The 13,627-nt window shown below is 53.9% G+C and carries 8 protein-coding genes; 1 reads left to right on the top strand and 7 read right to left on the bottom strand.

What is annotated here, in order from left to right; all coding sequences use genetic code 11:
* Positions 1-33: 33 nt before the first annotated feature.
* From CJP46_RS19595 to CJP46_RS19575, 5 genes are all read right to left on the bottom strand, one after another.
* Positions 34-1,701: an extracellular solute-binding protein gene (locus CJP46_RS19595; RefSeq protein WP_256992426.1), complete on the bottom strand. Its 1,668-nt coding sequence runs from the start codon at positions 1,699-1,701 to the stop codon at positions 34-36.
* Between the two features lie 122 nt (positions 1,702-1,823).
* Positions 1,824-2,732, bottom strand: coding sequence for a carbohydrate ABC transporter permease (locus tag CJP46_RS19590; protein ID WP_094597305.1), 909 nt, complete (start codon positions 2,730-2,732; stop codon positions 1,824-1,826).
* Positions 2,733-2,747: 15 nt separating this feature from the next.
* The gene (locus tag CJP46_RS19585) at positions 2,748-3,692 is read right to left on the bottom strand and encodes an ABC transporter permease (RefSeq protein ID WP_256992425.1); all 945 of its coding nucleotides are present in this window, start codon (positions 3,690-3,692) and stop codon (positions 2,748-2,750) included.
* Between the two features lie 260 nt (positions 3,693-3,952).
* Positions 3,953-6,244, bottom strand: a complete 2,292-nt coding sequence (locus CJP46_RS19580; protein WP_094597304.1) for a helix-turn-helix domain-containing protein — start codon at positions 6,242-6,244, stop codon at positions 3,953-3,955.
* Between the two features lie 277 nt (positions 6,245-6,521).
* Complete coding sequence (locus tag CJP46_RS19575) at positions 6,522-8,861, bottom strand: glycoside hydrolase family 95 protein (RefSeq protein ID WP_094597303.1); 2,340 nt, start codon at positions 8,859-8,861, stop codon at positions 6,522-6,524.
* Between the two features lie 279 nt (positions 8,862-9,140).
* On the opposite strand from CJP46_RS19575, the gene CJP46_RS19570 reads away from it, so the two are divergent.
* Entirely contained in the window at positions 9,141-10,007 is an 867-nt protein-coding gene (locus CJP46_RS19570) for a helix-turn-helix domain-containing protein (protein WP_094597302.1), read from the top strand.
* A 90-nt stretch (positions 10,008-10,097) separates the two neighbouring features.
* Here the strand turns inward: CJP46_RS19570 and CJP46_RS19565 are convergent, their stop codons facing one another.
* The gene (locus tag CJP46_RS19565; RefSeq protein ID WP_094597301.1) at positions 10,098-10,925 is read right to left on the bottom strand and encodes an aldo/keto reductase; all 828 of its coding nucleotides are present in this window, start codon (positions 10,923-10,925) and stop codon (positions 10,098-10,100) included.
* 96 nt (positions 10,926-11,021) lie between these two features.
* A complete protein-coding gene (locus CJP46_RS19560; protein WP_094597300.1) occupies positions 11,022-13,622 on the bottom strand; it encodes a carbohydrate-binding protein in 2,601 nt (866 codons plus the stop codon).
* Positions 13,623-13,627 lie beyond the last annotated feature (5 nt).

The following is a 13,627-nucleotide window of genomic DNA, read 5'->3' as shown; positions in this document are numbered from 1 at the left end:
TTTAGAACCGGCATCCCGCCTCATTGAATAAGCTTATTTTGCTAATTTATCATAAGCCGTCTGCAAAATTTCCAGGTAACGGTCCAGCTGCAGGTCCTTCAGGCCTTTAACATAAGCATCCCAGTCTTTGTCCAGGTCTTTGTTCCCGGTGACGAACTGCAATTCATTCTGCTCAATGTAATTTTTCAGGTTGGTCTGCAGCATGCTGGCTTCGTCGATTTCGGTTGGATCGATCCAGACGGACCAAATCGGGAAGATTTCTTTAGGCTCATGTCCTTCGTACAGAAGCGTAGCGTTGTACAGTCTGCGCTCATAGCCGTCCGAAGCGTAAATATCGGTGCCCTGTACCCAGGTGTCGCGGTATTCTTTCGGCATGTAGAAATGGCCCATTCCGCTCCAGCCTGCATTGTGCGGCTGCTCGCCTTCCTTCGTCGGAATCGTTTTGACCATCGGCTTGACGCCTTCTCCCAGCGCTTTGTCTTCCGGCCCGGGATCCGTCCAGTCGATGCCCTTCATACCGGTTCCGGCATTGGTTTGCCCCTCGGGCGTGAACATATAATCCACCATTTTGATTAATGCGACTTGCGCTTCTTCGCTTGCTTTATTCGTAATAACGAATTTGGCTCCTGAAGTTACGCCTCCGGCATCATGCGTGGCATATGAGATGCCGTTCGGACCGGTCAGCGGCGGCAGCGCGTTATAATGTGCGGAACGGGTGTTGCCTGGATCAATATTGATAAAGATGGCCGGATGCATGCCTGCCCCCGCACCCAGGATTTCGGCACCGGCATTTTCGCCGACTTTTTTGAAGGCCTCAGCATTTTGCGTAAATGCGCCCGGGTCGATCAGTCCTTCATCATAAAGGGACTTAACGTATTTCAATCCTTCTTTCCACTCCGGCGTAATGGCTGCGGATTGCACTTTGCCATTGCTCATCGTCAAATAGTTCCGGTCATCGTCATAGATAAAGCTGTTCATCAGATACGGAATGAGGCGGACGCCGAAATCCTCCGTCGAACCGCTGAGCGGTACTTCGTCGGCTTTGCCGTTGCCATTGGGATCCTTCGATTTGAAAGCCTTCAGGACCTCTCTGAATTCCTCGGTCGTTTTCGGCTCTTGAAGATTAAGCTTTTTCAGCCACTCGGTATTGAGCCACATTTTGTTCGGATAAGAACAGTGGAAGCATTCGGTATAGGCTCCAAGCCCATAGATATTGCCGTCAGGGGCCGTGACCAGAGCTTTCATTTCCGGGCTCTCTTCCATAGCCTTCTTGATGTTGGGTCCATACTTGTCGATCAGATCATTTAAGGGGATCAATACCCCTTGCTGCCCGTATTTCAGGACGTCGGCCTGGGAGAATTCGTCGATGTAAGCTGTAAGCAGATAAGCATCCGGGTAATCGCCGCTTGCCAGCGAAATTTGGCGTTTTTCCTTGGCTCCGTCGGAAGGGTTAATCTGCCATTTAAACTGAATGTTGAATTTGTCCTCGACAAATTTGGTAAACTTGTTCGTCGGAATATCGATTCCCGATTCCTGAACTGCGAAAACGCTGATCTGTACAGGCTTCGCCGATCCTCCGTCGGCGGCGGTACCGCCTCCCTGTGCACTGTCCGGGCTATCTGTCTTTTTGCCGGAGCAGCCGCTGATGACGATGAAGGAGGCCAGCAGCAGTATGAACATTCGTATTAGGCTCTTTTTCAATCCAATCGCTCCCTTTTTATAAGTTCTGCAACAAGCTTGTAATGCCTTCTGATCATGTAAAAAGTACACCACCTCCTTACTTAAGTCGATTTCAAACCCTTACGGACTAAGGGAGGGCATGTTTATCCTTTGACCGATCCGACCAGCATCCCCTGCACGAAATAGCGCTGCACGAACGGGTAAATGACAAGCACCGGAAGGGTCGCGACGACGATCAGCGCATATTTCAAAAGCTCGGCCAACTGCTGTTTTTCAACCATCGCCATGGCGTCCATCGCTCCTCCCGAACTGTTGTTTTGGATAATAATGCTCCGAAGGACCAACTGCAGCGGGAACAGGTCTGCGCTTCTTAAATAAATTAAGGCATCGAAGTAGGCATTCCACTGCCCGACGGCATACATCAGCACGAGAACGGCAATGATCGGCTTGGATAGCGGAAGCACGACGCTTCGAATGAACCTGATGTCACTGCAGCCGTCGATTTCGCTGGCCTCCAGCAGTTCTCCCGGAATCGACGATTGAAAGAAGGAGCGGGCTATAATCACCTGCCATACCCAGATCGCGTTGGGAATCAGCAGCGCCCACCTTGTGTCGATCAAGTGCAGCTGTTTAACCACCATATAGGTGGGAATTAACCCGCCGCTGAAAATCATCGTAAACGTGATGATCATCATGAATACATTGCGCCCGAATAATGACCTGCGGGACAAGGGGTAGGCAATCATGACGGTCAGCGTGACGCTGATGAGGGTGCCCACCGCGGTATAAAATAAGGAGTTGGCATAGCCCGTCATAATTTCCTTCCTGCTGAACAGCACGCGGAAGCCCTCGAACGAAATATCGACCGGCCACAGCCATACTTTCCCGGAGGTGACCGCCGCCGGACTGCTGATGGAGCTGCTTAAAATATAGACAAGCGGATACAGCACCGCCAGGACGACCAAGATCAGAATGGTGTAGATGATGCCTAAAAATAAGCGGTCGCCTCTCGACTCCTTGATTTCTTTTCTTCCTGCTAGTTGAATGGCCATACCTTTGCTCCTTCCTTACCAAATGCTGTTGCTCGTCAGCCTCTTGGCCAATCCGTTCACGGTCAGCAGCAGAATGAGATTGATGACAGAATTAAACAGGCCGACGGCCGTGGCAAAGCTGTAGTTTGCGTTCAGTAATCCGATCCGGTATACATAGGTTGCGATAATTTCCGAATTCACCTGATTCAGCGGGTTTTGCAGAAGATAGACTTTCTCAAAACCAATCGCCATGACGTTGCCGACGTTCAGAATCAGAATGATGACGATAGTCGGAACGATGCCCGGCAAATCAACGTGCCAGATTTTCTGGAACCGTGAAGCGCCGTCAACCTTTGCTGCTTCGTACAGGGTCGGATCGATGCCCGCCAGGGCCGCTAAATAGATGACCGCGCTATAGCCTGCCGTCTGCCATATATCGGACCAGACATAGATGGAACGGAACATGCCCGGATCGCCCAGAAAATTCACGGACTGAAGCCCGAAATAATTCAGGGCGACGTTGGCAAAGCCCAGCCTCGGAGCCAGGAACAGCATGACAATCGATACCATGACTACCGTGGAAATAAAATAGGGAGCAAAAGTGACCATCTGGACGAATTTCTTGAATCGCTTCCCGCGCAATTCGTTGATCATCAGCGCCAGGATAATCGGAATCGGAAATCCGGCCAGGATCAAATAACCGCTCAGCAGCAGCGTGTTTTTGAGCAATGTCCAAAACAACGGATTTTTAAAGAACAGCTCAAAATGCTTGAAGCCTACCCATGGACTGCCCCAGATCCCCTTGATCACGTTATAATCCTTGAAAGCAAGGACAGCGTTAAGCATGGGGTAGTATTTGAAAATAAGGAAAAATAACAGCGGAGGAATCACGAGCAGATAGAGCTGCCAATGCCTCTTTATGCTTTTACCGGCGATCTGCCGGTAACTGACCTTGCGCGTGGAGCTGCTTTCGCGCTTCATTGGAATTGCCGCTTGCTTGTTCAGAATAATCCCCCCTATGCCATCAGCGTGGATGCATGATGTAATGATAGCGTTTTCTTTCTTGCTAGAGCATAGTGGATCAAATGGACGCTTGAACAGGTACACTTCGGTCGTTTTGCATCCAATTTCCCTTTTTTTGAGGGTCCATCGCTCTAAGCGGTGTACATTTTTCCGCCTCGACCCGCGCACAAAAGCCGCATCATCCTCAAACGGATGATGCGGCCTTCAAGGACTTTGTTCTAATCATCCAGCGTTTGTCTGAACACGCTCGGCGTGACGCCAATCAATCGCTTGAAAGCCCGGCGGAAGGAATGGGAGCTGTTGTATCCCACCTGGGCAGCGATATCGTCGACCGTGTGATTGCTTTCTTTAAGCAAACCGGCCGCTTTCTCCATGCGTACCTTAATCAGATGATCCGAGTAATTGACCCCGGTCACTTCTTTAAACAATTGAGAAATGTATTTTTCCGGCCGCTCCACATATTCGGCCACCCGGTACAGGGTCAGATCGGGATTAGCGTACATTTCCTCCGTGTACTGATACATCCGCTGTACCAGTTTGGCATGGGAGTCTTTTTTCTTGTTGGCGATATAACCGCACAGCGTTTCGGTAATACCTTTGATTTCCGACCGAACGGAATCCAGCGGCTCGGCGGAGCCGATGTCAATGACCCTCCGTTTTACGGTTTCCAGCATATTCGATTCCTGAAAAACCTTCTGATCGAGCAGCTTGAGGAAGGTTCCTTTGATTTCACCGACGAGCTGATGCCTCATCTCTACGGACAACTCGCGCCGGCCGATATTTTGCTCGAAAATGCCGTCGATGATTTTCCCGGCCTCCTCTTCCTCTCCGGCCCGAATCGTACTTGCCAAGCGCTGCTCCGCGTCAAGCGGGTAATAATACGTCGTGTTTTCGATTCGGGCCTCATGATTCCACAGCATGCCCTTGGAGTTCACAAACACGGCATATTCCAGCGCTTGCTTGGCCTGCTCGAACGATTGGCTCACATCCATCAGCGTCTCAAAGGCCTCGCCGAAGCCCGCCTGGATGGAAACCTTGTATTCCTGGAACACATGCTGGATCAGTTCTTCCATCAGTGCGGTTATCCGCTCCTCTTCGTCTTGCCCCGTTTCCCGGTTCCCGCTCGAGAAAAACAAGACGACGAGCTTATCGGATCCAAGATCGGATATCGGCAGCGGACCCGCAAATTCCAAAAGCGCTTGTTTCATAAGGAGTCGGGTGGCGCTTAGTTCGTTCAAAATTTCCACGCTGTCCATACCCGAGTATCCGTTGATGCAGAGAATGCCTACATAGCCGCTCCCCTGTTCCAGCGAGATGTTTGCCTGCTTGGCAGCCGCCACGATTTCATCGCGCGACTCGAATTCGCCCGCGATCAGGCGTTTAATGAACGCGTCGCGGACCAGCGGCAGCTGGAGGGTGAGCTCGCCTTCGAGCTGTTTGTTAGTCTTGATCATGTTGGCGATATTGCCGCTAAGAAAATCATACGCATTCCTTTTCTCCAGCTCGTCCCGGCCAAACTGCTCTTTGATAATTCCGATCATGCTATGAATAGGGACGCTGTTTCGATGCGCCAGCAGCAGTCCTACCACCAGGCCGATCAGCATCGTCCCTCCGGTAAGGACAAAGGTTGCGCGCTTGATCTTGTTGGCGTTCTCCATCAAGGCGGTTCGCGGAATGCCTGCCTGGTATATCCATCCGCTCTTGTCCGAACGGGTCGTAATGACCAGATCATTCTCATAAAACTGGCTCGTTTTATTGGCATCAAAAGCCGGGTCATCCTTCAATTTGTCTACATATGACGGAATGTTCCCTTGGAGCGCAAGCGTATTTCCTTTACTGTCGTAGATATGTACCCATCCTCCAAATCCTTTGGTCAGACCAGACAGCAAACCCGTAATGGTTTTTTCGTCGATCACGACTACTACGTTGGCCGGCGAGGAATCGTTGAAGCTGTCGAGCGGCAAAGACTGCATAAACGTAATGACGGAAGTATCCATTCCCCTCTCCGTATAGGCGGTTACCGGCTTGATTTCGCTGCGGTGGGTCTTTTGCAGCACCTGCGTCTTCCAATCCTCAAACGACAAATCATCATAATGGAAATATTCGTAGTAATGCTCAGGCCGGTAAGTGGAGCCCGAAGTCAGGATCAAATCGTAATTCGCCAAATAAATGAAATAGTTCTGGAGGAAATCGTTGGTTTGTCCAAAGGTCAGCACGTTCCGCATCGCCTTCCACAATCCGTACACATCCTGCACTTTATGGCGGTCGTTCATCAGCATATTCATTTCCTGGTTGATGGCGATTTGCCGGGTCATGCCTTCCACCTCGGCCATCCGATGCTCCAGCAGCTCCTGGCTCTTTTCAAGCTGAATCAAGCTGTTGTCGATCGAGATGGACTGCGTAACCGAAATGGAAGTAAGGTACGAGATGTAACCTCCCACACAGGGGATCAGAAGAATGACAATATAGGAAATAAGAAAATTCCGAAAAATACTGGAACGTTTCAGCATGATGTCCCCCCTCTTTTTGATAGCGCTATCATTTTGTGGGTTGAATAACTTGTTGCTCTTCTCATACAGCGTACATTCCATAATAAGGTCTTGCTCGCGAATTTGTATAGGTACACTCCAGACAAAAGGTACATTTTTCCCGGATTGGTGGCTAGAACGCAGGATTCACGGGCTGAACAGGCCGCAAATCATGATTCGTTGATGCAGAAAAGACAACCACAGCCCACCCGGCTGCAGTTGTCCTTAAACCTAAACTTCCTCGATGTTCAGCACCCTCTCAGCTTGTGAGTCCGGCAGCCGCAGACGCGGCGAGCGCCCCATCCAGCGTATGAACCGAGCCTGGGGCCAGATTCAGTGTTACGCTCCGATCTCCGTAGTATACCTGAACGGTGCCGCCCGAAAAGGCCTGTATACGGGCCTGGACAAGCTTGCCGTGCTTCCACGTCAAGTCCACTTCCATGTTTCCTTTGGTCCGAAGTCCCCGAACGGTCCCGTCCGGCCAGCTTTCCGGCAGCGCCGGCAGCAGATGGACTTCCCCCGTATGGCTCTGCAGCAGCATCTCACCAATCGCGGCGGCTCCGCCGAAATTACCGTCGATCACGAAAATGTTTGTCTCGGCCCCGGCGATTCCCGACTTGGAGTAGGTCAGCATATTGTCCAGGCACAGCTCCCCGATCAAATGGGCGATATGATGCTCGGCCCGGCTGGCGTCGTGCAGCCTGGCGAAGAAGAGGCCGAATAAGGCGGCGGTAAATTCCACGTCCTCGAGGTCGATCCGCTCCATGCGGTTTTGCAGCGTTACCCGCGACGCCTCCGCCAATTCCGGCGTATGATGCGGCGTGATCTGGCTGCCGGGATACAGGGCAAACAGATGAGCCAAATGCCGGTGCTCCGGCTGTGCCTCGCCGTAATCCTTCAGCCACTCCTGCAGCTGGCCGCGCTGGCCGACCTGCAGCGGAGGCAGCAGCGAGATGGCGTCCTCCCACTTCTGCTGCAGCTCTGCATCCACGTCCAGTATTCGGGCCGAATTCAGGCAGAAGGTAAGGAGATCCCGAACCAAAACCTGGTCCATCGTCGGACCCATCGAGAGCTGCTGCGCTCCTTCCTCAGGAGACCCGGGATAGAAGCTGTTCTCCGGCGAGTTGGAAGGCCCGGTCACCATCCAGCCGAGCTCCGGATGCACGGTCATGTAGTCCAGGAAGAAGGCGGCAGCTTCTTTGAGCACCGGGTACGCCTCTTCGGCAAGGAAAACGTCGTCCATACCGTAATCGTAATGCTCCATCATGTGGGTCGCGATCCAGAGGCCGCCCGTCACGTTCAGGCCCCAGGACGTTTCCCATCCGGGCGAGCTGAAACCCCATACGTTCGAGAACACGTGGGCCACCCATCCTTCGGCGTCGTAATACTGCCGCGCGGCGGACCGGCCGGACCGGGCCAGCTCCCGGATGTAGCGCATCAACGGCTCGTGGGAATCGCCCAGGTTGACCATCTCTGCCGGAAAATAGTTCATCTGCGTATTAATGTCGAGATGGTAATCGCAGCTCCAGCCCATGCGGCAAGCTTCCCCGTCATTCCAGATGCCTTGCAGATGCAGCGGCAGCGGTGAATCTTGACGCGATCCGGCGATCATCAGATAGCGGCCATACTGGAAGAAGAGTGCGAACAGCGCCGGGTCATCCGTCAGCCCCGCCCGGAAACGGCGCATCCGCTCATCGGTCGGCAAGCCGGCTGCCGTGGAGGTGCCGAGATTCAGCTCCACCCGCTCCAGCAGCGGCCGGTAATCGGCGGCATGATCCGCCTTCAGCCGGTCATAGCCTTTGCCCAGCGCCTGCTCCAGCTGGCGGAGGCTCGCTTCCTTCCAAGCATCGTCCTCCTGGCGGAAATCCGTGTGCACGGCGGTGTAGACCCACACCTCTTTCGCCCGCTCCACCCGGATCTTTCCGGACGAAGCCAGCACGCTGCCACCACGGGCCTCAACGCGCACAAGTCCGCTGCAGGACACCCCGCATGTCCCGTCGCTGTGCACGGCTTCCACCGCTTTGCCGGCAAAAGCCAGCATGTCCGGTTCCCGGGTTTCGCTGCCGAATTCTTCCGTGCGGCCCTCTAGCCGGAGCGTAAACGTGAGCCCCTCCGGGTCCTCGCTCCACAACCGGGACGCCATCAGATCGTCGGCATGGGAGATAAACGTCTCGCGTTCAAACCGGTATCCATTCATGCTGCCGGCGGAGCGTGCTTCAGCCTGCTGCAAATCCAGCTCCCTGCGCATTGCCGCTTCTCCTTCCGAGGCTGCCGCAGGCCACTCCAGGATGATGTCGCACAGGCTCAGATTCGTGCCGAAGTTGCCCTTGGGCGGCTGCAAATGCTCCTTCGCCAGCTTGTCGCCAGCGGCATAATCGCCCGCAAAAAAGCGCTCGCGCATCCGTTCCAAATCCTGCTTCGTATTAGAGCGGCCGTGACAAGGCTCCGCTTGTCCCGACCAATACGTGACTTCGGTCAGGCTCCAAATTTCCTTATGCGGTGCCGATAGGATCACGCCGCCCATTCTGCCGTTTCCGAGCGGCAGCCCCTGTGCCCAGCCTGCCGCGGGGCCCTCGTACCAAAGCTTCAAGTTATTCATCCAACTTCCTCCATTTCCTTCAGCCGATCTGGCATCTTGAATCGGCGCTGCGCAGCCGCCGATTCAAGAGATTGGCAAGATGGCATGAACGGGTCTCAGCCAACAATTGATTTGCGGATTCATCCGCCATTTTGTTATTTTCATATTCCGGTACCTTCGAAATTATCGTATCATTACTAGGAATAATCCGTCTTTGCTAACACATTCATTGATTTATCAATTCATCCGCCAATCTTATTAAAGATATCATCATCCTGTGACCCGAGGGGAGTGAATCGTATGAACAAAGCATTATCCGAGATGACTCCATTCGTAGGCGACTCCATGAGTTATCTGTACGACGGCAGCAGCAACGAACATCTGCGCGCAGGCAGCGTGTATGCCCTTCACTTGTTTAATGAAGGACCCGGAGAAATGGAGGTCGACAGGGTCAAATATCCAATCGAGCGGGGAACGCTCATTTTTTTGCGTCCCGGCCAGCCGCATGCTTTTCACATTCGCCCGTCCCATCCGCTACCTTCGTATAATCTGTATTTCGATTTATGGGATGACACCGATCCGCTCTCTCCGAGCCGCTCCTTCATCCATGCGCCCGAACCTTTCGTATTTGACCGATTGTCTGTAGAGCTGCCTTGCGAGGAACTGGACCGGCTTCCGAGCGTTTTCTCGCTGCGCGCCCATCCCCATTTGTATGATGGATTCGCAATGATCGCCAGGACATACAGCGAATCCAAGTTTTACCGCAGCGAAACGGTGAACAGCTTTCTGTACGGCTGGATGCTATCCTGGCACAACGCCGTGAACGTGCAGCATCCGAGCGATTACCGCATCGTCCGCCTTCTGGAGTATTTGAACCGCCGTCCGGAGCATGGACAGTCGATTGAAGCCTGGTCCCGGTTCTGCGGCTTGAAACGCACCTATTTCCATGAGCTGTTCCTGCGCGAGACGGGAATGACCCCGAAGGCCTACCATGATCAGCTCGTGATGAAGCGGGCGGCCCATATGATCGTCGAAACCGACCTAAGCATCACGGCGATTGCGGATAAGATGGGATACCCTTCCATCCATCCGTTTTCCCGGCATTTTAGCAGCTTTTACGGCACAACCCCCAGTCAGTACCGGCTGAATCCGCGGCACCGGATATGATCCCGGGGAAGGGATAAAAAAAATCGCGTATCCGCTTGTTGGCCGGAATACGCGATTTTGTTGGTTTTGATTACTCTGGAAAGATGCTGCCTAGAAATTAAAATTGTCAGGGTCCCCGCCGGTCCGTTGGTTCCGGTTCAGCCCGTCGATCTGCCGCATTTCGTCCGCCGTTAATTCGAAGTCGAACACGTCGGCATTTTCAATGATCCGGTGTTCCTTGACCGATTTCGGGATCGTGACGATGTCATGCTGAAGATCCCAGCGGATGATGACCTGCGCGGTGGATTTGCCGTATTTGGCGCCAATGCCTGCCAGCACTTCGTTATCGAGAAGTTGGCCTGCGGCCAGCGGCGACCAGGCTTCGATCTGGATGCCCTGCGATTTGCAGTAGCTGCGCAGTTCCGATTGGGAGAGCAGCGGATGCAGCTCCACCTGATTGACGGCCGGCTTCACCTCGGCATCCTGCATCAAATCCTCCAAATGATGGACATGGAAGTTGGATACGCCGATGGTACGGACTCGGCCGTCCTTCCGCAGCTTCTCCAGCGCGCGCCATGTATCCTTGTACTTGCCTTTGACCGGCCAGTGAATCAGGTACAAATCCACGTAGTCCAAGCCAAGCTTGCTTATGCTTTGTTCAAACGCCTTCAGGGTAGAGTCATAACCTTGATCCGAATTCCAAACTTTGGTGGTAATGAACAGCTCCTCACGCGGAACGCCGGATTCCCGGACCGCCTGGCCGACACCTTCTTCGTTTCCGTACAGCGCAGCCGTGTCAATACTGCGGTAGCCGTGCGCAATGGCCGCTTTCACCGCGCCAACGACTTCATCGCCTTCCTGTGCCTTGTAGACGCCCAGCCCGAGCCATGGCATGGCATACCCGCTGGACAAGGTCGTGGTGGATTGCAGATTGTTCATGAGTAAGACGCCTCCTTCGAATCAGCAAAATGTCGTGGATGACTGAAAACCACCCATCTTGTCCCAAGATAATCCAGCTCTTTGGCAAAGTCAAATTTAAGGACTGATTTTGTACAGTTTGGATTCGGCGCCTTTCAGCGTAACGTCCAGCGCCGCACCTGCCGTTACCTTCTCCCCGGTCCACAAGTCGGTCACCTGATAGGAAGCCCCCTCTTTGGCAGGAATGCCGGCGCGCTTCAGGTCGATCTGGCGCTGCTCCGGATTCTGCGTGTAATTGAACACGGCCAAGTAATAGGTGCCCTGATCTTCAAGCACAAACAGGTCCGCTGCTTTCGTTCCGGTATTCCCTTCCACCGGTTTAAAAGCTTTGCCCTTCACCGCCAACGCGTTCACTTCCGGATTGGTGAGCAGGCTCTCCATGTACTGGCGGGCCGCCGGGTCGTTCACATCGTCGGAGTTCAGGTAGACCGTACCCGAAATGGCAGCCGCATTGACACGGGTCTGCGCTCCTTCGTACGAGCCCCCCTTAACCAGCGTCATATAATCCGGGTCGGTGTAATGATAGATCGTCCCGTTCTGCCACCAGCCATAAGTCAAGTTGTTCAGCTGGTATTCCGTGCTGCCCAGGCTGCCGTCCACGTCGCAGGAAATGCGGCGGCTGTGTGCATATTGGCTCGGGAACAGCGGAGCGATCGATTCGCTGATGAACATCGTGCCGCCAATGGCCTGATCCAGGTAAGCCATTCCCTGATTGTACGCCTGGATGCCGGTCTGCACTTTCGGATCGTAATGCCGGCCTTCCATGGAGCCGTGGGACAGGAAGTCCACCTTGATATATTCAAACCCTTCCTTTTTGAAACGGTTCATATAGTAGTCGATCCGGGCTTTCACGGCCGGATGGGTCGGGTCCACGGCATAAGCGCCGTCCAGCTTCGGCAGAATATTGCCGGATGCATCCCTCAGCACGATATCCCCGTACTTGTATTTGCCGTCGGTCCCTTCGACCACCTGGTCCAAGTTGTCCCCCCAATAAACGAACGGAGAATAGTAGATGCCCGCCTTCTGGCCGTTGCCGTGAATCAGCTTCACGAGATCGGTCAGCTGCTGGTCGGTCATGTTATCCCAATACGAATCGAGGTTAATGTACACATTCCCGTTGTTTTCGAAAGAGCTGTTCTGCAGATGCTCCTTCACATAGTTCGAGACGGCTGCAGCGTTGTCGTAGCTGAGATGATCGGCATAAGCGCCCCAGCTGTTCCAGCCGACCGGCACGCCATCAGGGATGTTTTGGCCAAAAGCAAGCGGCGGTGCGATCGCGGCATTCACCTCGCCGTAGCCCTCCATACCTTTGCGGTAGTCGTCGTACAAACCGATAAACACCTTTGGCGATGTCACGCTCTTTCCGGACACGCTTCCGTGCGGCAGGCTGTCATGCGTGGATGCCTGGGAAGTAAAGCCCCCATACACGCGCAGCTCGTTCAGTTTATTGTCGGTGCCGCTCCAGTGGATTCCCGTTTTCCATGTGTCATGCGTGACGGACCCAACGACAAGGCCCTTCCGGCTTGTATTGTCGTAAATGGCCGTCAATTCGGAACTTACATAGTTGTCCGAATTTAACCGGGTATTGATCGTTTTTGCCTGATACCGGGACCAGCTGTCGTTATCAAAAGGCGTCACGAGCACCCGGTTGTCGCCGTAGCTGCCAATATCGATGCCGCCCCGGGCTTCTACAGCCAGCGGCGAAATCTGGTTCGTCGCCAGTCCGGCGGCTTGGGAAGCCGTCACTTCAGTCAATAAGTATGGACCGTTATTATAAATGTAGAAGACCTGGCTCAGATCCGGCAGCCCTTTTTGCTCGCTGCGGACCGTTACTTTGATGCCTTCGCCCGTTGCGTCACGGAATGGGGTCGCATCCTTGGCTTTAAACGTATGTTTGCCGTAATCCTTGCTCGCCACCGCCTTGTCCAGCATGATTTCGCTGTAGGCTCCCTTGATCACCGGCTTATGGTTCCAGTTGTACTGGGACAGGCCGGTCGTGGTGTTGTACAGCAGTTCATACGACGGATTGGCCACACGAAATCCACGCTGATACTCGGTCAACATAATGGAGCCGTACTTCGTGACATGGAGCTGCTTGCCGAGATCGCCAATGCTGCCGTCGTTGTCCGGTACACCGTCGCCGGCCGATGCCAGCCGCAGCTCCATTTTATCGATATCCGGCGAGTATCCGCCGCCATCGTCGAATAGGATCGTATTGCTGCCCTGCTTCAAGTCGATCTGGATATCATAGGTGCCGACCGTATTCCAGTCCACCGTTTTGGGAAAGTTGAAATTTTCCCCTTCCGCTCCGTTAACCGAAATGACGGCGGCGCGGGGGTCGCCGGAAATGTAGTGCACCGTCATCGTATAGACGCCGGCCTGTTCCGCGTTAACGCCGTTAAACTGCAGGGTGGAGCCGCCGTACAAGTTGCCTGCTTTTTTTCCGCCCGAGCAGGTTCCGCAATCCGCAGGACCCGCATTGCCCGTAAACGTGTTGGCCCCGGCTTCCGCCTCGTACGAAGCTGCTGCTGCATTGGCTCCCGTTCCGGCAGCCGTTTCAGAAGATGCAGCCCAGGAAGCCCCGGGCCAGGACAGGGCCAGCAGCCCCGCCCATACCATCAGCAATATTCTCGGGATGAACCGGATTCGTGTGCTCATCGGCA

Source organism: Paenibacillus sp. XY044 (genome assembly GCF_002257645.1).
In the GTDB taxonomy this organism is placed as follows: Bacteria; Bacillota; Bacilli; order Paenibacillales; family Paenibacillaceae; genus Paenibacillus_AQ.
The sequence above is the reverse complement of the archived record's forward strand: the minus strand, read 5'-3'. Positions and strand labels throughout refer to the sequence as shown.